Genomic DNA, 20165 nt, shown 5'->3' with positions numbered 1-20165 from the left:
GCGAGGGCGGCGGCCAGGCCAACGTCACCATCATCGAACGCGTCTGATCCCGGACCCGAGCGGGCCGCGTACCGAGCAGCCGGTACGCGGCCCGTTGCTGTTTCCGGATTCTGTTCAGGTTCTCCAGTAGTAATACCTGTCGAGTATTACCCTGGTCCCATGAGAATCACTGAGAAGGGTCAGGTCACCATCCCGGTCGAGGTACGCCGCAGGTTGGGTCTCAACCCGGGCGACGAAGTCGAGTTCGTCCTTGAGGGCAAAGGGGCCCGTGTGTTCCGCGCGGCGACCGTGCCCTCACGTGGGCAGCGCCTGGTCGAGCGTCTGCGCGGTAAGGCCAAGACCACCATGAGTACGGACGAGATCATGGCATTGACCAGGGGGGACGATGACGACCACTGAGCCTGGCAGGTCCTGCCTGGCAGGCGACACCTCAACTCCCTCCTCGACGCTGGTCGACACCAACATCCTGCTTGACGTCTTCACGCACGACTCCACATGGGGGGCTTGGTCAGAGCAGGGCCTGGTGGAGGCAGCTGACCAAGGGCCCCTGGTCATCAATCCGATCATCTACGCCGAGGTTTCCGTTGGTTTCGACCGGATTGAGGAACTGGATCTCGCGTTGGCGGACGACTTCGTCCGATCAGATCTGCCATGGGAGGCAGCTTTCCTGGCTGGGAAATGCCATCTGCGCTATCGGAAGCAGGGCGGTACCAAGCATGCTCCGCTGCCGGACTTCTATATCGGTGCCCACGCGGCGATTGCGGGGCATCACCTTCTGACCAGGGATGCTCGGCGATTCCGACCGTACTTTCCGACGGTGAAGCTGATCAGCCCCAACTAGCCCGACGAGCAGGGAGGGATCAGCGCGGGTCGGCCAGCGCCTCGCCGCCGACGCCGTTCTCCAAGCCCAGCCAGTCGGCCATCTCCGCCAGTTGCGCCACCAGCTCCGGCAGGGTCTCGGCCGGGGCGTCCTCCTCCACAGTGATCTTCCGGGCCAGCAGGGTGCCCGAGGCGCGGTCGGCCTTGAGGTCGACCCGGGCGACCAGGTCCTCGCCCAGCAGGAACGGCAGCACGTAGTACCCGTGCACCCGCTTGGCGGCGGGCACGTAGATCTCCAGGCGGTACCGGAAACCGAACAGCTCCTCCGCCCGGTCGCGGGTCCACACCAGGGAGTCGAACGGGCTCAGCAGGGCGCGGGCATCCACCCGCCGCGGGATGCGGGCGTCCCGGTGCAGGTAGGCGGGACGGCTCCAGCCGCGCACTGTGACCGGGACCAGCTCACCGGAGTCCACCAGGTCGGCGACGGCCCGCCTTGACTCGGGCGGCCGGAGCCGGAAGTAGTCACGCAGGTCGGGCTCGGTGGCCACCCCGTGGGCGCGGGCGGCGATCGCCACCAGTTCTCGGTGGGCCTCCTCCGGCTCTGGGTGGGGCAGCGCGTGCACCTCGGCGGGCAGCACGTGCTCGGTCAGGGCGTAGCGGCGCTCGAACTGGACGTTGCGGCCGTCCGTGGTGACATCGCCGATCCAGAACAGGTATTCCAGGCACTTCTTGACCTCGGACCAGTTCCAGCCCCAGTGCTCCTTGGCGCGCGGTACGTCGTGGGCGAGGGCGGACTCCACCTCGCGTGCGGTGGCCGGGCCGATCCGCGCGACCTCCTCGTACACCGCCTTGACCAGTTCGGGCTTGTTCTCGAGGACGCTGTTGAGCCACCCGACCCGTTCCTGGGCGCGGTTGCGTTCCATCCGGAACCGCATGAGGCGGTGGGTGGCCGGCGGCACCAGGCTCGCCTCGTGGGCCCAGCACTCCACCAGCCGAGCCGGGCTGGACCCGGCTGCGGTCGTGGTGGCCCGGTCCAGCAGCGCCGGGTCGTAGGCGCCCAGACGCGCGAACACCGGCAGGTACTGGCTGCGGGCCAGCACGTTCACGCTGTCGATCTGGAGCAGGCCCACGCGGCGCAGGACGCGCGCCAAGTGGGTGAGTGTGGGTCGGGTATGCGGCCGCGGGTCGGCGAACCCCTGGGCGGCCAGGGCGATCCGACGCGCCTGGGGCAGGGAGAACTCCGCGTCGCGGCGGGGGTGCGGTTCAGCCATTGGCCCAACCTAACTCCCGCCGCCGACATTTCCCGGTGCGTCCCGGGAATCCGATGCCCTCGAAGGCGTCAGCCCATCCGGCGGTGCTGGTTCTCCTCCTTGGACGGCCCGGGCACGGCCGGGGCGATGAGCGGTCCGGGCAGTGACGGGTCCAGGACACCCTCCTCCAACCAGGTGTAGGAGTCGTCCATCAGTCGGCGGGCCAGCTTGCCGTCCAAGTCGTCGGTGTTGGACCACAGGCCCTCGAAGAGGGTGTCGATCCGCAGCCGGGCCTGGCGGCAGAAGACGTCGGCCAGCTCGAACGGGGTGGTGCCTCGCTCGGGGTGGGCGTCCGCGTCGGCACGCGCGCGCACCACCACGGCGCTCATCGCGAACAGTTCGGCGCCGATGTCGACCACGCGGCTGAGGAAACCCTGCTTGACCTCCATCTTCCCCTGCCAGAGCGACATCCCGTAGAACGTGGACCGGGCGAGCTTTCGTGAGGTGCGCTCGACGTAGCGCAGGTGCGCGGCGAGCGGCCCGAACTCCACGAAGGCCGAGGGCACCTGGCCCTGGCCGACGACCAGCGTCGGCAGCCACTTGGCGTAGAACCCGCTCGCCTGGGCCACGGCGCGCGCCTTGTCGGACCGGCTGGACTCGGGGTCGATGATGTCCCCGGCCACGGACAGGTGCGCGTCCACCGCCTCACGGGCGATGAGGAGGTGCATGATCTCCGTCGATCCCTCGAAGATCCGGTTGATGCGCAGGTCGCGCAGCATCTGCTCGGCTGGCACCCCGCGCTCGCCCCGAGCGGCCAGGGAGTCGGCGGTCTCGAAACCGCGCCCGCCGCGTACCTGGACGAGCTCGTCGGCGATCGTGGACGCCATCTCCGAGGCCCACAGCTTGGCGATGGCCGCCTCGATCCGGATGTCGTGGCGCTTGTCGTCGGCCATCTGGCTGGACAGGTCCAGCATGGCCTCCATGGCGTAGGTGGTGGCGGTGATGAAGGAGAGCTTCTTGGCCACCTCCTCGTGCTTGCCGACCGGACGGCCCCACTGGACGCGTTCCCGCGACCACTCTCGGGCGACCTTGGTGGCCCACTTGCCCGCGCCCGCGCACATGGCGGGCAGGGAAAGGCGGCCGGTGTTGAGGGTGGACAGGGCGATGCGCAGCCCGTGCCCCTCCTTGCCGATCCGGTTCTCCGCGGGCACCCGCACCTGGTGCAGGCGGGTGACGCCGTTCTCCAGGCCCTTCAGCCCCATGAAGCGGTTGCGGTGCTCGACGGTGATGCCGGGGGAGTCGCCCTCGACGACGAAGGCCGTGATGCCGCCCCGGTGCCCGGGGCTCTCCGGGACACGCGCCATCACCACGAGAAGGTCGGCGACCACGCCGTTGGTCGTCCACAGCTTGACCCCGTCGAGTACGTATTCCGAGCCGTCCTCCGTGGGCGTGGCCGTGGAGTGCAGGCGGGCCGGGTCGCTGCCGACGTCGGGTTCGGTGAGCAGGAAGGCGCTGATCGCGTCGGTGGCGCAGCGGGGCAGGAAGGCGCGCTTCTGATCCTCCGTGCCGAACATGGAGATCGGCTGCGGCACCCCGATGGACTGGTGGGCGGAGAGCAGTGCGCCGATCGCAGGGCAGACCGATCCGACCAGCATCAGGGCGCGGTTGTAGTAGACCTGTGTGAGGCCGAGTCCTCCGTACTCGGTGGGGATCTTCATCCCGAAGGCGCCGATCCCGCGCAGGGCGGTGATCGTCTCGTCCGGGATGCACTCCTCCCGTTCGATGCGTTGGGAGTCGATGCCCTCGCAGACGTCGCGGAGGGCCGCCAGGAAGGCCTCGCCGCGCTGGCGGGCAGGTTCGTCGGGGCGTGGGAAAGGATGGATCAGGTCCAGGCGCAGGCGGCCCAGATATAGCTCCTTGGCGAAGCTGGGCTGGCTCCACTCGCTCTCGCGGGCCTGTTCGGCCACCTGGCGGGCTTTGCGTTCGTCGACCTCGGGTGCCTGTACACCGGTGTTGGGTTCGACCTTCGACATGTGCGCGTTCACCTCGTTGAGGGAGAAGTCGATGTGGTCTGCATCACAGCACCTACCCGGGGGTAGCGGGTCTGATGCTTGCGGCGGATCCGATGCTTGCGGGCAGCGCGTTCCGGATCCGACCCCCGGTCCGGACGCGGAAGCGGGACAATCGTGGCGGTACGGAGAACTTTCTGGGCACTTCGCAGAAAAACCTTTCGCGCAATGCGAACCGTTCCGGGGGGTTGGCCGTCCAACGAGACGCGACGGAAACCAACCGAGCATGTGCCGGGAGTCGCTCAACCCCGGTGCGGAGGACGGCCGCACCGGGGTTTTCTTATGCCCGGACACCGGCTCCGGGCCGGGTCCGAACCGGCCGCCGCGTCGCGTGTTCCCGCTGGTCCACGGTTGTCACCGCGATGGCCTAGCCTTTTGCTGTGCGTATCGCGACATGGAATGTGAACAGTGCCAGGGCCCGGGCCGAACGGATCGGCGCCTGGTTGGACCGGAGTGACATCGACGTCCTCGCCGTCCAGGAGACCAAGGCGCGCGACCACCAGTTCCCCGAGTCGGTCTTCACCGACCGCGGGTACGAGGTCGCCCACCACGGCCTCTCCCAGTGGAACGGGGTCGCGATCGCCTCGCGCGTGGGGCTGGACGACGTGCAGATCGGCTTCCCCGGCCAGCCCGGCTTCGGCGACCCGGAGGAGCGCGAGGCCAGGGCCATCGCGGCCACCTGCGGCGGCGTCCAGGTGTGGAGCCTGTACGTGCCCAACGGCCGCGAGATCGACCACCCCCACTACGACTACAAGCTCCGCTGGCTGGAGGCCCTGCGCCAGGCGGGCGCGGCACGGCTGGCCGAGGAGCCCGAAGCGCAGATCGCCTACGTCGGCGACTTCAACATCGCCCCGCAGGACGACGACGTGTGGGACATGGCCGCCTTCGAAGGCGCGACCCACGTCACCGGCCCCGAACGGGAAGCCTTCACCGAACTGGTCGGCGCCGGCTTCACCGAGGTCGTGCGCGACTTCACCCCCGGTCCCGGCGTCTACACCTACTGGGACTACAAGGGCCTGGCCTTCCCGAAGCGCATGGGAATGCGCATCGACTTCGTGCTCGCCTCGGCCGCGCTCCGCTCCCGGGTGACCGGCGCGAGCATCGACCGCGAGGAGCGCAAGGGAAAGGGAGCCTCCGACCACGCACCGGTGATCGTCGCCCTCGACGGCGCCGACAGCCAGCCCGTCGACCGTCCGAAGAAGTGAGCGGCGCAGTGAATGACATGAGTGCGGCGGCACCGCGCATCGCGGTCCTCGGCAGTGTGAACATGGACCTCGTCGCCTACGTGGACGAGGTACCGGGCGGCGGCGAGACCGTCACCGGGACCGGTTTCCGACAGGTCCCCGGAGGCAAGGGCGCCAACCAGGCGGTGGCGGCCGCCCGGGCCGGAGCCGACGTGGCCTTCCTCGGCGCGGTCGGCGACGACGCCTTCGGCGCGGAGCTGCGGGCCAACCTGGCCAAGAGCGGGGTCGACGCCTCCGGGCTGCGCACGGTTCCCGGGGTGTCCGGTGTGGCGCACATCGTGGTCGACGGCCGCGCCGGAAACCGCATCATCGTCGTTCCCGGAGCCAACGCCGAAGCAGGGGCGGCTGAGGGCGACGAAGCCCTGGTGGCAGGGGCCTCGGCGCTGCTGCTGCAGTTGGAGCTGCCCATGGCCGCCGTGGTGGCCGGCGCGCGCCTGGGCCGGAGCCTCGGAGTCCCGGTCTACCTGACGCCCGCTCCGGCACGGGAGCTCCCGGACGAACTCCTGGCGAACGTGGACGTCCTGGTCCCGAACCAGCACGAGGCGGCCGCGATCACCGGGCACGACGAGCCGCGCGCCGCGTTGGCGGCGCTGCTGGAGAGGGTGCCTGAGGTGTTGCTGACGCTGGGCGAGGACGGCTCGCTGTACGGACGCCGGGGCGAGGAGCCGGTGCACGTTCCGGCCCGCCGGGTGGCGGCGGTGGACACCACCGCTGCCGGTGACACCTTCTGCGGTTCGTTCGCGGTCGCCATGGCGGAGGGGCGTTCGCCGGGTGCGGCGATGGAGTTCGCAGCGGCCGCCGCCGCGATCTCCGTGGGACGGCACGGAGCCAGTTCGTCCATGGCCCCGCGGGACGAGGTCGAGGCCCTGCCCAAGGGCTGACCGGGCGGGAACCCGGCTGAGGGCGCGTGCCCGGGCGTATGAAGGCTCGGGCAGGGTTCGGGCACACGTCGAACGGTTCCGGGGAACCGGTTCAGGGCGTGTGCCCGATCTGCTTGAGGAACGGGGCCGGATCCTGGTCCTGGAGGCGGACCTCCAGCACGATGTCCACAGTGTCGCCGACCAGCCGGCCGCCCCAGGGGAGCTCCCCGCCGTCGCCCACCCCGAAGTCCGACAGGCGGATCTGGGTCGTGGCCGAGAAGAAATGGCCGTAGGTGTGGTCCGGGTCGGCGTAGTCGGGGGCCTCACCGACCCACTCCGAGCTCAGGATGACGGGGGCCGCCACGCCGTGCAGCTCGAGCTCGCCGTGCAGGCGGAAGGAGTTCTGGCGCTTGCTTGGCTCCACGTGGGTGGAGAGGAAGCGGATCTCCGGGTAGTGGTCCACGTCCAGGAAGTCGCCGGAGCGCAGGTGGTCGTCGCGGGCGTTCACACCGGTGTTGACGCTCGATGCGGCGAGCACGACTTCCACCGAGGACTGCGTGGGGTTGTCGGCCACGTAGACCTGCCCGCTGGCCTGGCCGAAGGTCCCCTGGACCCGCCCGAAGCGCAGGTAGTGGGCGACGAAGATCAGGCTGGAGTGCAGCGGGTCGAGGTGCCAGGTCCCGGGGCCCGGGCAGAACGCTGCTGGGGTGGATGGCATGGGCGTTTTCTCCCTTTTTTGCAGGTATGCGGCTTTCGTCCACACACCATAGGTGTGACGCCCTACCGTGGCACCGAGTTCCAGCCTGTCCCGTGGCGAGATTTTCGACTCGGCTCCGTGGGACCTACGCCGAAACCGCCCCTGACAAGGGAATGGTCCGCTTTGCCTGGCCGGCAGGGCCTTCGTCACACGTGCCCGGCCGGTTCCGGCCACCCGGGAGAACCCCTGGTCGGGCCCTGCGCACAAACGACGGGAGGGCCGGGGCGCGCGGCCCCGACCCTCCCTTGGCATGTGTACTGCCGGTGTCCGGTCCTACATGTACTCGGGCGACTCCACACCGAGCAGGTCCAAGCCCCGCACCAGCACGCGCAGCGCGACGGAGACCAGCGCCAGCCGCGACTCGCGCTCCGCCTCGGTCTCGGCGTTCAGCACCGGGCAGTGCTCGTAGAAGGCCGTGAGGCTCTGCGCCAGCTCGAACAGGTATGTGGACAGGCGGTGCGGCTGGAGGAGGTCGCCGACCTGCTCCACCACGGCGCCGAAGCCCAGCAGTTTGAGCGCCAAGGCGCGCTCGGCGCCCTCGGACGCCGTGATCTGTCCGCCGACCTGCTGCGGGTCCACCCCGCCCTTGCGGAAGATGGAGCGGATGCGGGCCTGCGCATACTGCAGGTACGGGCCGGTGTTGCCGGTCAGCGCCAGCATGCGGTCGAAGTCGAACACGTACTCGGTGTCGTACGAGACCGACAGGTCCGCGTACTTCACCGCGCCGACACCGACCTTGTAGGCGATCTCCGCCCGGCTCTCGGCGTCCAGGTCGGGGCGGTTCTCCGCGACCACGGCCGCTGCCCGTTCGACCGCTTCCTCCAGCAGCTGCATGAGGCGGACCGGCGCGCCGCTGCGCGTGCGCAGGATCTTGCCGTCGCTGCCCAGCACGTTGCCGATCTGCACGTGGGTGGTCTCGACGCTCTCGGGCAGCCACCCGGCCTTGCGGGCGGTGGCCCACACCATCTTGAAGTGCATGGCCTGCGGGGCGCCGACCACGTACAGGATGCGGTCGGCCTTGAGGTCGTCCACCCGGTAGCGGACGGTGGCCAGGTCCGTGGTGGCGTAGCCGTAGCCGCCGTCGCTCTTGCGGACGATGAGCGGTACCGGCTTGTCCTCGCGGCCGGTGAAGCCCTCGAGGAACACGCACAGGGCGCCGTCGCTGACTTCGGCGATGCCCTTGGCCTCGAGCTCGTCGCACACGTCGGCGAGCATCGGGTTGTACGTGCTCTCCCCGGCGAGGTGGTCGTCGGTGAGGGTGACGCCGAGCTTCGTGTAGACCTTGTTGAAGTAGACCTTGGACAGGCCGACGAGCTTGCCCCAGAGGTGCAGCGTCTCCTCGTCGCCGCTCTGGAGGGCGACCACCCGGCGGCGCGAGCGGGCGGCGAACTCGTCCTGGCCCTCACCGGAGCCGTCGAACTTGTTCCGCGCCGCCTGGTAGAAGGCGTTGGGATCGGTCGTCAGCAGATCGGCCTCGTCGGACCCCTCACCGACCTCCAGCAGGTGCTCGATGAGCATGCCGAAGGGGGTGCCCCAGTCACCGATGTGGTTCTGCCGGATGACGTTGTGGCCCAGGAACTCCAGGGTACGGGCCAGGGAGTCGCCGACCACCGTGGTGCGCAGGTGCCCGACGTGCATCTCCTTGGCCACGTTGGGAGCGGAGTAGTCGAGCGGGATGTTGAGGCGGTCCTGGAGGGGCACGCCCACGCGAGCGTCGTCGAGGAGCTGGCGCGCCTGGTCGGCGATCCAGTCCTCGCAGAGCGTGAGGTTGATGAAGCCCGGCCCGCTGACCTCGACGTCGCGGCAGATGTCGGACACGTCGAGGTGTTCCATGATCGCCGCGGAGACCTCGCGGGGCTTTCGGCCCAGGCGCTTGGCGAGCGCGAGTGCGGCGTTCGCCTGGTAGTCAGCGAACTGGGACGGGCGGATGACGGGGTCGGTGTCGGCGAACTCGGGGCCGAAGGCGGCGCCGAGGGCGGACTGGACCCGTCGCGAGAGTACTTCCTGCGGGTCGGCCATGATCTAAGCCTACCGACCGGTCACGCTTCTCTTGCCAGTTGTCCACAGGCCACCTGTACCCCTGTAGAGCCCGGCGGGCGCGGATACGCTCGCCCCCATGAGTGCTCTGTGGGATCCCGAAGCCGAAGGTGTGCTGACCCTGCCCTCGGGCCGCCTCGTCCGGGGCAGGGGCCTCGGCTACCCCCTGCCGAAGGGCCCCAGGCCCGACTACGCGCTGTACTTGCTGGGGCACGAGCCGCCCACCTTCCCCTGGGACTACCGCTGGGTGCGCTGGCCGGACTTCCGGTTGCCCGCCGACGACGCCGAGGCGGAGGACGCGCTGCGCGGAGCTTGGGAGCGCGCGGGGGACGAGCGGGTGGAACTGGCCTGCCACGGCGGCCGGGGCCGCACCGGAACCGGGCTGGCCTGCCTGGCGGTACTCGACGGGGTCCCCGCCGAAGAGGCCGTCGCCTACGTTCGCAAGCACTACTCCTCCCATGCGGTGGAGACCCCTTGGCAGGCCCGCTACGTGCGCCGCTTCGAGCCCTGACCATGTCCCGTCCCGCCGTCGCGACTGCGGACACACCGACGAAAGTCGGTGGTCGCGGGTACCGAAGTGACGCCAGCACCGGCCGTACCCCGCCGTAAGCGACAAGGCGGTTCGGCCTGTGGGAGGGCGAGCGAGAGGGGGTGCCGGACCTAGCGTGGACTCAGTCCCCGGGGCCGTACACAGGCACTTTGGAAAGGCAGGTCCGCCCTTATGTTCCCCATCGACTCGATCGACACGGAGAGCGCGCTCGCGATCGCCCTCGTCGGCCTGGCCGTGGCGGTGGCGCTGGCCGTGGTCGGCCTGATCATCGCCGCGGTGTTCAGCATCCTCTTCTCGCCCGAAGAGCTGGGGATGAAGGCCGTGTGGCTCATCCTGGTCTTCATCGCGCCCGTCATCGGCGCCCTCGCCTGGTTCCTGGTGGGGCGCAACCACAGCCACAGGCACGCGCGCGGCCGCATGGGAAGCTACGTCTGACCCGCCCGGGCCCGCCCGGGACCCGGTCAGCGGCCCCCGGGAACCCGGTCAGCGGTCCTCGGCGCGGCGGTGGAGCCAGTTGGGGGAGCGGTGGTGCACCCGGCGGCGGATCTGGTCCCCGATACGACCGCCCGCGAGGTTGTGGGCGAGCCTGCACGAGTGCGCGATGCCCTCGGCGCGGCTGTCGCCGTGTGCGATGACCACCGTGCCGTTGAGGCCGAGCAGGGACGCGCCGCCGTAGGTCTCGCTGTCGAATCGCTCACGCAGCTTCTTCATCGCGCCGCGCTGGAGCATCGCACCGGCCTTGGCCATCGTGGACGCGGTGAGCGCCTCCTTGAGGGCGTTGAGCGTGAAGGTGGCGGTGCCCTCGACGGTCTTGAGGGCCACGTTGCCCGAATGGCCGTCGGTCACCACCACGTCGACCTTTCCGGTGAGGAGGTCGTGGCCCTCGATGTTGCCGCGGAAGTCCATGGCCTCGGATCCTTCGGCGGTGGCGGCCAGCATCTCACTGGCCTTGCGGATGAGCTTGTTGCCCTTGCCCGGTTCCGAACCGATGGTCAGCACGCCGACGCGGGGCCGTTCGACACCGAAGGCGGTCTGCGCGTAGGCGCAGCCCAGGTGGGCGAACTGGACCAGCATCTCCGGCTTGGCGTCGGCGTTGGCGCCAGCGTCCACCAGGATCGTGGGGACCTGGCCGGTGGGAAGCGTCACCGCCAGGGCCGGACGCAGTACGCCCGGCTGGGTTCGCAGCCGCACCGTGGAGGTGGCCACGATCCCCCCGGTGGAGCCCGCGGAGACCAGCGCGTCGGCATCGCCCCGCCGGATCAGTCGGCAGGCCACGGCCGCGCTGGAACGGGGGCGTCGCCAGCTGGCCAAGGCCCCTTCGTGCATCGCGATGTTGTCCTCGGCGTGCACCACCGGGATGTCGCGTAGAGCACCCTCCTCGGCGAGCATGGCGGCGATCTCGGTCCGCCGACCCACGAGCAGTACGCGGAGTCCCAAGTCGCGTACGGCTATGACGGCGCCGCGCACCACCTCTCCGGGTGCGTTGTCGCCCCCCATGGCGTCCACCGCGATGATCGGCGGCGACGTACGCGGGGCCGGGGCGTCCGCGTCGGGTGTGCCGGTCACTGCTTCCTCACACGGTTCCTTGGTGTTGCCTGACGAGTATTATGTGCCGTTCGCTCACTTCTGGGCGTTTTCACGGCATGGGCGCGCATCCGGGCCGCACGGGTTGGTGCCGGGTGATGCGGTCACACGCTATCGGGTCGGCTCGGCCACGCCTGCGGGCGGCCGGAACGCGAGCCCATGCGAGGATACTTCCAGTGTGTCCAGGTCAGGGCTGTAAATCATGATGAGTGGGTACAAAGCCTCTTGCCGGGGTATATCCGATCGCTGGCTAGAGCGAGCGGCACGCTCCGAACACAGCCGATAACCGAATTTTCATCGCACGGTGGTCCCCCGGTACCCGTATGCCGGAACCACCGGTTCAGGGCTGCCCTCCTTCCCCTTGGGAGGGCCCCTGCACTACCGCAGGAGAGGAGAGGCGTGAGCGTTACGCCAGACGTGGCACAGGCCCCGTCCGCCGGACGTCGGTTTCGGGCCTACACGACGAAACACCTTGACGAGCTCACGGCGCGAGCCGGTCTCGCACCCGACGAGCAGCTCGCGGTCAAGGCGGTGGCCCATGTGCTGCCGTTCCGAGTCAACAGCTACGTCATCGACGAGCTGATCGACTGGGACGCCGCTCCCGACGATCCGATGTACCGCCTGGTCTTCCCGCAGGCGGACATGCTTCCCCAGGAAGACGTCTCCAAGATGGCCGACCTGCTCAAAGCGGGTGCCGGGCGCAAGGAGCTGAACGAGGCGGCCAACACGGTCCGGGCCAAGCTCAACCCGCACCCCGCGGGCCAGATGGACCTCAACGTGCCCACTGTGGGCAACGAGGAGCCCATCCCGGGGATCCAGCACAAGTACAAGGAGACGGTGCTCTTCTTCCCGAAGCAGGGGCAGACGTGCCACGCGTACTGCACTTACTGCTTCCGCTGGGCGCAGTTCGTCGGTGACGCGGACCTGAAGTTCGCCTCCGGCGAGATCGACCAGATGGTCGACTACGTGCGCAACCACCCCGAGGTCACCAGTGTCCTGTTCACCGGTGGCGACCCGATGATCATGGGTGAGGGGGTCATCTCCAAGTACATCGAGCCCCTGCTGGAGATCGAGCACCTCGAGGCCATCCGCATCGGGACCAAGGCGCTGGGCTACTGGCCGCAGCGCTTCACCACCGACCCGGACGCGGACGACACGCTCCGCCTGTTCGAGAAGGTCGTGGAGTCGGGCAAGAACCTCGCGTTCATGGCGCACTTCACGCACCCGAACGAGATGAAGCCCGAGCTCGTACAGGAGGCCGTGCGCCGGATCCGTGCCACGGGCGCGGTCATCCGCACCCAGGCGCCGGTGATCCGCACGATCAACGACGACTCGGCCACCTGGGCCGACATGTGGCGGACGCACCTGCGCCACGGCATGGTGCCGTACTACATGTTCGTCGAGCGTGACACCGGCCCGCAGGACTACTTCGCGGTGCCGCTGGCCGAGGCGTACGAGCTGTTCCGGGACGCCTACAAGAGCGTCTCGGGCCTGGCCCGGACCGTTCGCGGGCCGTCGATGTCGGCGACCCCCGGCAAGGTGTGCGTGGACGGTGTGACGGAGATCATGGGAGAGAAGGTCTTCGTCCTGCACTTCATCCAGGCGCGCGACCCGGAGCTGGTCGGCAAGCCCTTCTTCGCCAAGTACGACGAGAAGGCCGCTTGGCTGTTCGACCTGAAGCCCGCCTTCGGAGCCACCCACTTCCCGTGGGAGAAGGCCCCGGTCGGCGACAACGGACTGGTCGACCCCACCCGCCTCTAGGGCTTGGATCTTCCCTGGATCTGCCCCTGGAGCGGCCGTAGGGCGGCCTGAGAGCGGCCTGAGACCGGTCATAAGCGGAGCCCGGCACCTGGTTGGTGCCGGGCTCCGCTCGTGTCCGCGCCGTGGACGGAAGGCGGCCTCCGCGGGACTCGGGGTCGACCGCGGGGCCTACGGCGCGGACACGCTTCCCGGGCTGGTCTGCCGGTGGGGGATTTCCGGGAAGCGGGGGTGGTCAGTCCTCCGGGTCAATCCAGGAGCGAGTCGAAATCACCGGTCTTGGCGCCGCGGACGAAAGCCTCTAGTTCGGCGGGTGTGTAGACCAGCGCCGGCCCTTTCGGATCGCGTGAGTTGCGAACGGCGATGTCGCCGCCAGGAAGCGTGGCGACCTCGATGCAGTTCCCGTCCGGGTTGCTCCAACTGCTCTTGATCCATGCGACCTGCAGCCGGTCTGCGGGAACGCCGTTGTAGATCGTGTGCATCTCAACCTCCTGGAACTTCGGGGGACTCGTGAGCGGGGCGGTCCTCAAGCGGCTCCAGCGCGCCGTACTCGTCGGTTCGGACCGCGTCGACCGGGCGCTGCCTCGTCCCAGGGCGGCGGGGTCGACAGGGGGCGGTCCGTTCGTCCCTGTTCGAGCCCAAAGCGTAGTCCATGCACGTGCATCCGTGATTGCATCTGTAAGTTCCTATGGGGCACCCGGGTGCAAGCTGATGGTGGAACCGCATGTCACGCCTAACGCTCCGGAACGTCCGATGGTTCGGCGTTCCAGGATTGTTTTCGAGTCGTGGCCGAAGGCGGACACGAAACCGGAGTCAGCGGTACCCAGAGTGCCTGTTCCGCCGCCCACGGTGGGTGTTCCGGTTCGGGTAGGACAGGGCCCGACGGCACTGGGTTGGGCGGCCGGAAGCAAGGCAGGACAAAAGAGCGGGTGCGCACGAAGCGCGTCCGCTCGACGTGGTGGGAGGCGGCTGGTGGGGTGCGGGCTCAGTCCTCGTAGCGGTCGAGGAAGCCCTCCAGGATCTTCTCAGTGGTCCCCGGCAGGGGTGCCTGGGTGGCGAGGTGGTCCATGGTCTGCGCGTAGCGGCTGGTGTCGTCGAACTTGTCGAAGTACAGCGCGCTGCTCAGTTGTTCCAGGAAGACGACGTCGGGCAGCTGCGGGGTCGGGAACCGCAGAATGCTGAACGGGCCGCCCGCGGCGGGGTGGCCGCCCATCTCGAACGTGGCCACCTGGATGGTGATGTTGGGGCGGCGGGACATCTCCATGAGGTGTTCGATCTGACCGCGCATCACCTTGGCGTCGCCGTAAGGGCGGTGCAGCGCGGCCTCGTCGATGACCGCCCACAGACGCGGCGGCTCCGGGTCCGGTGCGGTGAATCGGCGCTGCCGGTGCATGCGCATGTTCACGCGACTGGTGACGTCCTCGTCCGAGGTGGCCGTGCGCGAGAGCTGGATGACCGAACGGGCGTAGTCCTCGGTCTGGAGCAGGCCGGGAACGAACTGCACCTCGAAGGTCCTGATGACGGACGCGGCCTCCTCGAGGCCCACGTAGACGCCGAACCACTGGGGCAGCACGTCGCCGTACTTGTGCCACCAGCCCTGTGCGTTGGCGCTGGAGATGAGCCCGACGAGTGCTTCGCGCTGCTCGGAGTCGTCCACTCCGTACAGTTTCAGCAGGTCGTCGACGTCACGGTGCTTGAAGCTGACCTGACCCAACTCCATTCGGCTGATCTTGGCGTGGGAAGCACGGATCGCGTATCCCGCGTCGTGGCGGGAAATGCCCTTCTCCTGGCGCAACCGCCTCAGCTGGGTGCCGAGCAGAATGCGCAGCACGGTGGGACCACCACTGGAATTGGCCAGAAAATCCTGTGTGACCTGGTGGTTCGGCATTGGGTCGGATACCACTTCGCCTCCCTAGGAGTGGTATTGGCGCGAACGACCGCTCAGTATACCGATGGTGTTCTTCCGGCGACAGGTCGCGGCGGTGATCCACTGCGCTGATTTGGCCTGGCATGAAGGCTGATGGCGGATTCCTTGGCGCCGCGGGCCGAATTCTTCTCTAGGGGCCTACCGATAAGGCGACTTCGTCCTATAGTCTTGCCGCACATTGATCTGCACGTGCATCTGTACCTTACGTCTGTAAGGCACGGAGCGGACGTAGCGGACAGGGACGTGCGAACCGACATCACCCGTGAGGACCGTGATGAACGCAGAGCTGATGCCCTCGGAGTTGGACACCGGGGCATCCTGGGGGCACTACTCCACGCCGGAGGCTCCGGAAGGCGAGGCGGGCAAGTGGTGGCGCCAGTCACTTGGGCGGCCGCGGATCGGCGAGAGCACGCGCACCTCCACGGCGGCGGCCGCCTCCTTCGGGGCGGTGCCGGGGTCGGTCCGGTCGGCACGCGAGTTCGGGGCCGCGAGCCTGGCCGCATGGGGGATGCCGGAGCTCGCGGAGGACCTCCGCCTCATCATCTCCGAGCTGGTGGGGAACGCCTGTAGGCACGCGGTGGTGGACGGTCGGCCCGAGCGCACCCGAGTGACCGTTCAGCTGAGGCCGGTCCCCGAAGGTGACGCCGTAATCTGTATGGTCGCCGACCCCAACCCGCGAGGGCCGGTCCGGGTCGAAGCGCACCATTTCGCCGAATCCGGGCGCGGCCTCGGCCTGGTCGCTGCTTTCAGCCGGGAATGGGGCTGGAATCCCGACGAGGGCAACGGAAAGATCGTCTGGGCGATTTGCGGTTCTGAACCGGCCTGAACAGGCCTCCGACACCCCCATGGAACGGCCCCGAACTCGTCGGGGACAACGGTGGCGCCTGCTGAGCGGAGTAGGCTGTCAAAGCATGTCGGCATTTGACCGACGGCGGCAGAGAATCCCACCGACCCCGAACACGGGAGTAAGGCGTGGCCGTACTGGGCTCGGAGCCGGAGCGCTTCCGGTGCGACGGTGTGACCGTCGTGCACCTTGAGGGCGAGATCGACATCGCCACCGCCGAGGGTGTCTTCACCCGCATGATCACGGCCGCGCGCGAGAGCTGTACCGTCGTCGACCTGTCCGCCGTGGAGTTCATCGACGCCTCCGGGGTCAACGCCCTCGTCCGGTCCTCCCGGGGCGCCACCGAGGCCCAGCACCACTTCTTGGTCGCCAGTCCGCCCCGGCAGCTGCGCCGCATCCTGGACGTCCTCAACCTCGACGGGGTGCTGTCCACGCACGCGGACGCCGACGCCGCCCGCGCTTCCCACGCCGCGCGCGTCATGCACTGACCCGCTTCCGCCGTGGTCCTGATCGGAGTGCTTGCGACCGGAGCGGCGCCCCGAGAACACGAACGGGGCGTGCCCGCGGGGTCGGGCCCCGCATGACACGCCCCGTTCGGAGACGTCCTACTCCACGGTCACGCTCTTGGCGAGGTTGCGCGGCTGGTCCACGTCGTTGCCCTTGGCCAGGGCGAGTTCACAGGCGAAGACCTGCATGGGGATCGTCGAGACGATCGGCTGCAGCAGGGTCGGCACCGCCGGGATCTCGATGAGCACGTCCGAGTACGGCCGCACCGACTCGTCGCCCTCCTCAGCGATCACGATGGTGCGGGCGCCGCGGGCGCGCACCTCCTGGATGTTGGACACGATCTTGTCGTGCAGCACACTGCGCCCCTTGGGCGAGGGAACCACCACGACGACCGGCAGACCGTCCTCGATCAGCGCGATCGGGCCGTGCTTGAGCTCACCGGCGGCGAACGCCTCGGCGTGCATGTACGCCAGCTCCTTGAGCTTGAGCGCACCCTCCATAGCCACCGGGTAACCCACGTGGCGGCCCAGGAACAGCACCGTGTCCGCGTCGGCCAGCGAGTGGGCCAGCTCGCGGACGGGCTCGACCGTGTCCAGGACCTTCTCGACCTGCTCCGGCATGGTGGCCAGCTGGGCGATCACGGCGTTGATCTCGTCGCCGAACTTCATCCCGCGCACCTGGGCCAGGTACAGGCCGATCAGGTAGCACGCGGCCAGCTGGGTGAGGAAGGTCTTGGTGGCGGCCACCCCGACCTCGGGACCGGCGTGCGTGTACAGCACACCGTCGGACTCTCGCGGGATCGTGGACCCGTTGACGTTGGTGATCGCCAGGACCCGGGCGCGCTGCTCGCGGGCGTAGCGGACCGCCATCAGGGTGTCCATGCTCTCGCCGGACTGCGAGATCGCGATGACCAGGGTCTGCTGGTCCAGGATCGGGTCGCGGTAGCGGAACTCGCTGGCGACCTCCACCTCGCAGGGGACCCGGCACCAGTGCTCGATCGCGTACTTGGCGATAAGGCCCGCGTGGTACGACGTGCCGCAGGCGATGATGACGATCTTCTCGACCGACCGCAGCTCCGCGGGGCTCAGCCGCATCTCGTCCAGAGTGAGCTGCCCGTCGACCGTGACGCGGCCCAGGAGCGTGTCGGCGACCGCCTTCGGCTGCTCGACGATCTCCTTGAGCATGAAGTAGTCGTAGCCGTCCTTCTCCGCCGCGGAGGCGTCCCAGTCGACGTGGTACTCGCGCACGTCCACGGGGTTGCCGTCGTAGTCGGTGACGAGGACGGAGTCGGCGCGCAGCTCCACGACCTGGTCCTGGCCGAGCTCGACCGCCTCGCGGGTGTGGGCGATGAACGCCGCCACGTCGCTGGCCAGGAAGTTCTCACCCTCACCGCGGCCGACGACCAGCGGGGAGTTGCGGCGTGCCGCGACGACCAGCTCGGGGTCGTCGGTGGCGATCGCGACCAGGGTGAAGGCGCCCTCGAGGCGCTTGCACACGTCGCGCATGGCACCGGCGAGGTCACCGTCGCCGCGCTTGGCCAGCTGCGTGCTGAGCAGGTGGGAAGCGACCTCGGTGTCGGTCTCGGAGAGGAACTTGCAGCCCTGCTCCTCCAGCTCGAGGCGGAGGGACGCGAAGTTCTCGATGATGCCGTTGTGGACGACCGCGACGCGGTTCTCGTTGTCCAGGTGGGGGTGGGCGTTCACGTCGTTGGGCGCGCCGTGCGTCGCCCAGCGCGTGTGGCCGATCCCGGCGCCCTCACCGGAGACCGGGCGCTCCTCCAAAGCCTGGCGCAGATTGGCGAGCTTCCCCGCCCGCTTCTCCGAGCGCAGGGTCCCCTCGCCAAGCAAAGCGATACCCGCGGAGTCATATCCGCGGTACTCCAGCCTCGCGAGGCCGTCTACGACAACCTCTAGCGCCGGTTGCGGCCCGACGTAGCCAACGATTCCGCACATGGCCGCCAGCGTAGGCGAAAAGGTGCGCTGGATCGACCAACCAGTGGCCCATACCACTGGTTGTTTTCGCAGGTAACGGTATAGACCATTTGGTGTATGTGCGGTAGACCGCGCAGGTGGGGGGCCTACACCTGTCTCAGACTGGAACCGATTCCACCCGTCCGGACCCGGCCAAAAAACCTTCGAGGCCGCGCCGGTGAACGTGTGGTTTCGAGCACGTTCCAGTCCCAGCTTAGACAATGGGGGGACCACTTGCCCGGATCGGGGGAGGCCCTCGTCTAGTGTGGTCAACCGTGTCTCACCCGACGAAGAACGGCATCTCCTCGCCGTACGTGGAACTGGACCGTGCGGCCTGGGCCGCCCTCCGTGCCTCCACGCCCCTGTCTCTGACCGAGGCCGACCTCAGCGATCTGCGGGGTACCAACGACCCCACCTCCCTTGAGGAGGTGCGCGACATCTACCTGCCGCTGTCCCGGCTGCTCAACCTGTACGTGGGCGCCACCCAGCAGCGGCACGCCGCGGTGCGCGCCTTCCTCGGCGAGTCCGATCGGCCCTCGCCGTTCATCATCGGTGTGGCGGGCAGCGTGGCCGTGGGCAAGTCCACCACGGCCCGCCTGCTGCGCTCCCTGCTCGCCCAGTGGCCCAACCACCCGGACGTCGAGCTCGTCAGCACCGACAACTTCCTCTACCCGAACGCCGTCCTGCAGTCCCGAGGCCTCATGCGCCGCAAGGGCTTCCCGGAGAGCTACGACCGGCGGGCCCTGGTCAGGTTCGTCTCGGAGATGAAGGCCGGGGCGGAACGGCTGGATATCCCCGTCTACTCCCACCTCAACTACGACGTGGTGCCGGGCGAGCGCCAGACCGTCCACCGCCCCGACATCCTCATCGTCGAGGGCATCAACGTGCTCCAGCCCGCGACCGCCGGACGCCTGGCCGTGGCTGACTTCTTCGACTACTCCATCTACGTCGACGCCAAGGTCGAGAACGTCCGCAACTGGTACCTCGACCGGTTCAAGGAACTGCGCCGCACCGCTTTCTCGGACCCGCGTTCCTACTTCCACCACATGGCCACGACCGTCGCCGAGGACGACGCCCTGGAGTTCGCTGCCAACACCTGGCGCACCATCAACGAGGTCAACCTGGTGGAGAACATCCGCCCGACCAGGGGACGGGCGACCCTCGTGCTGTACAAGGGCGACGACCACCGCGTGAGCCGGGTGCGCCTTCGCAAGACCTGATCCCGGGCTGTATCCCGGGCTGTGTCCCGGGCTGTGTCCCGGGCTGTATCTCGAGCTGCGGTCGTGACGGTGGGCGATCAGGCGCAGTAGCGGGGCTCGGGTGGGTGCGGTGACCTGCTCGAAGGGGTCGTCCTTGCTCGTGCCCGTGCCCGTGCCCGTACTCGTGCCCGTGCCCGTGCCCGTGCCCGTGCCCGTGCCCGTGCCCGTGCCTTGCCCTGGCCTTGTGGCGGGGGTTCGCTCTCTGGGTTGGGGTTCCCTCCTTTCCCGCCGCTCGATTGTGGCCGTCTCCGCTACGCGCCTCAAGGTCGTCGCCATCGAGCGCTTCGCGCGTCATTGGCGCTCCACCTTGACCCGCTCCGCTACGACGGCAGGTTGGCGGCTATGGAAAAGAGGGGCTGGGTGGTTGAGGTCCATGCCGGGTCGGCCTGGCGGCCGATACCTGCCACTCCACCGGAGCGTTGACGGGTCGGGTGTCGCGGCCGGTCATGGTGTGCGGCGGACCCCGAACAGCGCGGCCTGCGGCCGGGTGGGCCCCTGCGCCGGAGCACACCGGTTGAGGGTGTCGCGGCCGGTCATGGTGTGCGGCGAACCCGTCGGGAGGAGGCCGGGGAGCCAGGGCATCGGGGCGTGGGGCGGTAGGGCCTTGGCGGGCGGGGTTAGCGCTCCTCAGGTGTGGGGGTGGGTGCGGAGGCTGGGTCGGGGTCCCCGTCCGGGTCCTTACCCTTTCCCTTGTTGGTACTTCCCCGGTTGCGGTGGGAGGGGCGGCCCT

At 68.9% G+C, this 20165-nt stretch carries 18 protein-coding genes; 10 read left to right on the top strand and 8 right to left on the bottom strand.

All coding sequences use genetic code 11. The features are described 5' to 3' along the window. The first annotated feature begins 159 nt into the window (after window positions 1-159). Together ACYVDG_RS30870 and ACYVDG_RS30865 are read left to right on the top strand one after the other, a co-directional pair. A complete protein-coding gene (locus tag ACYVDG_RS30870) occupies window positions 160-399 on the top strand; it encodes an AbrB/MazE/SpoVT family DNA-binding domain-containing protein (RefSeq protein ID WP_460762801.1) in 240 nt (79 codons plus the stop codon). Then, window positions 386-841, top strand: coding sequence for a type II toxin-antitoxin system VapC family toxin (locus ACYVDG_RS30865; protein WP_460762797.1), 456 nt, complete (start codon window positions 386-388; stop codon window positions 839-841). Before ACYVDG_RS30870 ends, ACYVDG_RS30865 begins: the two co-directional genes overlap by 14 nt. Before the next feature lie 19 nt (window positions 842-860). Here the strand turns inward: ACYVDG_RS30865 and ACYVDG_RS30860 are convergent, their stop codons facing one another. Next, window positions 861-2090: a winged helix-turn-helix domain-containing protein gene (locus ACYVDG_RS30860; protein WP_460762794.1), complete on the bottom strand. Its 1230-nt coding sequence runs from the start codon at window positions 2088-2090 to the stop codon at window positions 861-863. Window positions 2091-2158: 68 nt separating this feature from the next. Beyond that, window positions 2159-4102, bottom strand: coding sequence for an acyl-CoA dehydrogenase family protein (locus tag ACYVDG_RS30855; protein ID WP_460762791.1), 1944 nt, complete (start codon window positions 4100-4102; stop codon window positions 2159-2161). A gap of 416 nt (window positions 4103-4518) precedes the next feature. Between ACYVDG_RS30855 and ACYVDG_RS30850 the strand changes: the two genes are divergently transcribed. Together ACYVDG_RS30850 and ACYVDG_RS30845 are read left to right on the top strand one after the other, a co-directional pair. Then, window positions 4519-5343: an exodeoxyribonuclease III gene (locus tag ACYVDG_RS30850; protein WP_460762788.1), complete on the top strand. Its 825-nt coding sequence runs from the start codon at window positions 4519-4521 to the stop codon at window positions 5341-5343. Window positions 5344-5360: 17 nt separating this feature from the next. After that, window positions 5361-6263 (top strand): ribokinase, encoded by a 903-nt coding sequence (locus ACYVDG_RS30845; protein WP_460762785.1) that lies wholly within the window; start codon window positions 5361-5363, stop codon window positions 6261-6263. 91 nt (window positions 6264-6354) lie between these two features. Here the strand turns inward: ACYVDG_RS30845 and ACYVDG_RS30840 are convergent, their stop codons facing one another. Further along, complete coding sequence (locus tag ACYVDG_RS30840) at window positions 6355-6960, bottom strand: YceI family protein (RefSeq protein WP_460762781.1); 606 nt, start codon at window positions 6958-6960, stop codon at window positions 6355-6357. Between the two features lie 312 nt (window positions 6961-7272). Beyond that, a complete protein-coding gene (gene argS, locus ACYVDG_RS30835) occupies window positions 7273-9018 on the bottom strand; it encodes an arginine--tRNA ligase (RefSeq protein ID WP_460762778.1) in 1746 nt (581 codons plus the stop codon). 97 nt (window positions 9019-9115) lie between these two features. On the opposite strand from argS, the gene ACYVDG_RS30830 reads away from it, so the two are divergent. Further along, window positions 9116-9547 (top strand): protein-tyrosine phosphatase family protein, encoded by a 432-nt coding sequence (locus ACYVDG_RS30830; RefSeq protein ID WP_460762775.1) that lies wholly within the window; start codon window positions 9116-9118, stop codon window positions 9545-9547. A gap of 210 nt (window positions 9548-9757) precedes the next feature. After that, window positions 9758-10021 (top strand): PLD nuclease N-terminal domain-containing protein, encoded by a 264-nt coding sequence (locus tag ACYVDG_RS30825; protein WP_460762772.1) that lies wholly within the window; start codon window positions 9758-9760, stop codon window positions 10019-10021. A 48-nt stretch (window positions 10022-10069) separates the two neighbouring features. On the opposite strand, the gene plsX is transcribed toward ACYVDG_RS30825, so the two are convergent. After that, a complete protein-coding gene (plsX, locus tag ACYVDG_RS30820) occupies window positions 10070-11152 on the bottom strand; it encodes a phosphate acyltransferase PlsX (RefSeq protein WP_460762769.1) in 1083 nt (360 codons plus the stop codon). Window positions 11153-11587: 435 nt separating this feature from the next. Between plsX and ACYVDG_RS30815 the strand changes: the two genes are divergently transcribed. Beyond that, window positions 11588-12931 carry a KamA family radical SAM protein gene (locus ACYVDG_RS30815; RefSeq protein WP_460762808.1) on the top strand — a complete coding sequence of 448 codons (1344 nt, stop codon included), beginning with the start codon at window positions 11588-11590 and terminating at the stop codon, window positions 12929-12931. Window positions 12932-13176: 245 nt separating this feature from the next. Here the strand turns inward: ACYVDG_RS30815 and ACYVDG_RS30810 are convergent, their stop codons facing one another. Further along, on the bottom strand, window positions 13177-13410 hold the full coding sequence (locus tag ACYVDG_RS30810) for a DUF397 domain-containing protein (protein WP_460762764.1): 234 nt from the start codon (window positions 13408-13410) through the stop codon (window positions 13177-13179). A gap of 503 nt (window positions 13411-13913) precedes the next feature. Next, on the bottom strand, window positions 13914-14816 hold the full coding sequence (locus ACYVDG_RS30805; protein WP_460762761.1) for a helix-turn-helix domain-containing protein: 903 nt from the start codon (window positions 14814-14816) through the stop codon (window positions 13914-13916). A 313-nt stretch (window positions 14817-15129) separates the two neighbouring features. Here ACYVDG_RS30805 and ACYVDG_RS30800 point away from each other — a divergent pair, with 313 nt between their 5' ends. Beyond that, window positions 15130-15681 (top strand): ATP-binding protein, encoded by a 552-nt coding sequence (locus ACYVDG_RS30800; protein WP_460762757.1) that lies wholly within the window; start codon window positions 15130-15132, stop codon window positions 15679-15681. A 146-nt stretch (window positions 15682-15827) separates the two neighbouring features. Then, a complete protein-coding gene (locus tag ACYVDG_RS30795) occupies window positions 15828-16187 on the top strand; it encodes an STAS domain-containing protein (RefSeq protein WP_460762752.1) in 360 nt (119 codons plus the stop codon). A 117-nt stretch (window positions 16188-16304) separates the two neighbouring features. Here ACYVDG_RS30795 and glmS read toward each other — a convergent pair whose 3' ends face one another. Next, the gene (gene glmS / locus ACYVDG_RS30790; protein WP_460762746.1) at window positions 16305-18158 is read right to left on the bottom strand and encodes a glutamine--fructose-6-phosphate transaminase (isomerizing); all 1854 of its coding nucleotides are present in this window, start codon (window positions 18156-18158) and stop codon (window positions 16305-16307) included. Between the two features lie 332 nt (window positions 18159-18490). Between glmS and coaA the strand changes: the two genes are divergently transcribed. Next, entirely contained in the window at window positions 18491-19396 is a 906-nt protein-coding gene (coaA, locus tag ACYVDG_RS30785; protein WP_460762804.1) for a type I pantothenate kinase, read from the top strand. Window positions 19397-20165 lie beyond the last annotated feature (769 nt).

The organism is Nocardiopsis oceani, from assembly GCF_054777395.1.
The sequence above is the reverse complement of the archived record's forward strand: the minus strand, read 5'-3'. Positions and strand labels throughout refer to the sequence as shown.

Excerpts from the sequence above, each read along its gene's own strand:
- ACYVDG_RS30870 (WP_460762801.1), top strand. The coding sequence starts at position 160 with ATGAGAATCACTGAGAAGGGTCAGGTCACCATCCCGGTCGAGGTACGC.
- ACYVDG_RS30865 (WP_460762797.1), top strand. The coding sequence starts at position 386 with ATGACGACCACTGAGCCTGGCAGGTCCTGCCTGGCAGGCGACACCTCA.
- ACYVDG_RS30860 (WP_460762794.1), bottom strand. The coding sequence starts at position 2,090 with ATGGCTGAACCGCACCCCCGCCGCGACGCGGAGTTCTCCCTGCCCCAG.
- ACYVDG_RS30855 (WP_460762791.1), bottom strand. The coding sequence starts at position 4,102 with ATGTCGAAGGTCGAACCCAACACCGGTGTACAGGCACCCGAGGTCGAC.
- ACYVDG_RS30845 (WP_460762785.1), top strand. The coding sequence starts at position 5,361 with ATGAGTGCGGCGGCACCGCGCATCGCGGTCCTCGGCAGTGTGAACATG.
- ACYVDG_RS30840 (WP_460762781.1), bottom strand. The coding sequence starts at position 6,960 with ATGCCATCCACCCCAGCAGCGTTCTGCCCGGGCCCCGGGACCTGGCAC.
- argS (WP_460762778.1), bottom strand. The coding sequence starts at position 9,018 with ATGGCCGACCCGCAGGAAGTACTCTCGCGACGGGTCCAGTCCGCCCTC.
- ACYVDG_RS30830 (WP_460762775.1), top strand. The coding sequence starts at position 9,116 with ATGAGTGCTCTGTGGGATCCCGAAGCCGAAGGTGTGCTGACCCTGCCC.
- ACYVDG_RS30825 (WP_460762772.1), top strand. The coding sequence starts at position 9,758 with ATGTTCCCCATCGACTCGATCGACACGGAGAGCGCGCTCGCGATCGCC.
- ACYVDG_RS30810 (WP_460762764.1), bottom strand. The coding sequence starts at position 13,410 with ATGCACACGATCTACAACGGCGTTCCCGCAGACCGGCTGCAGGTCGCA.
- ACYVDG_RS30805 (WP_460762761.1), bottom strand. The coding sequence starts at position 14,816 with ATGCCGAACCACCAGGTCACACAGGATTTTCTGGCCAATTCCAGTGGT.
- ACYVDG_RS30800 (WP_460762757.1), top strand. The coding sequence starts at position 15,130 with ATGAACGCAGAGCTGATGCCCTCGGAGTTGGACACCGGGGCATCCTGG.
- glmS (WP_460762746.1), bottom strand. The coding sequence starts at position 18,158 with ATGTGCGGAATCGTTGGCTACGTCGGGCCGCAACCGGCGCTAGAGGTT.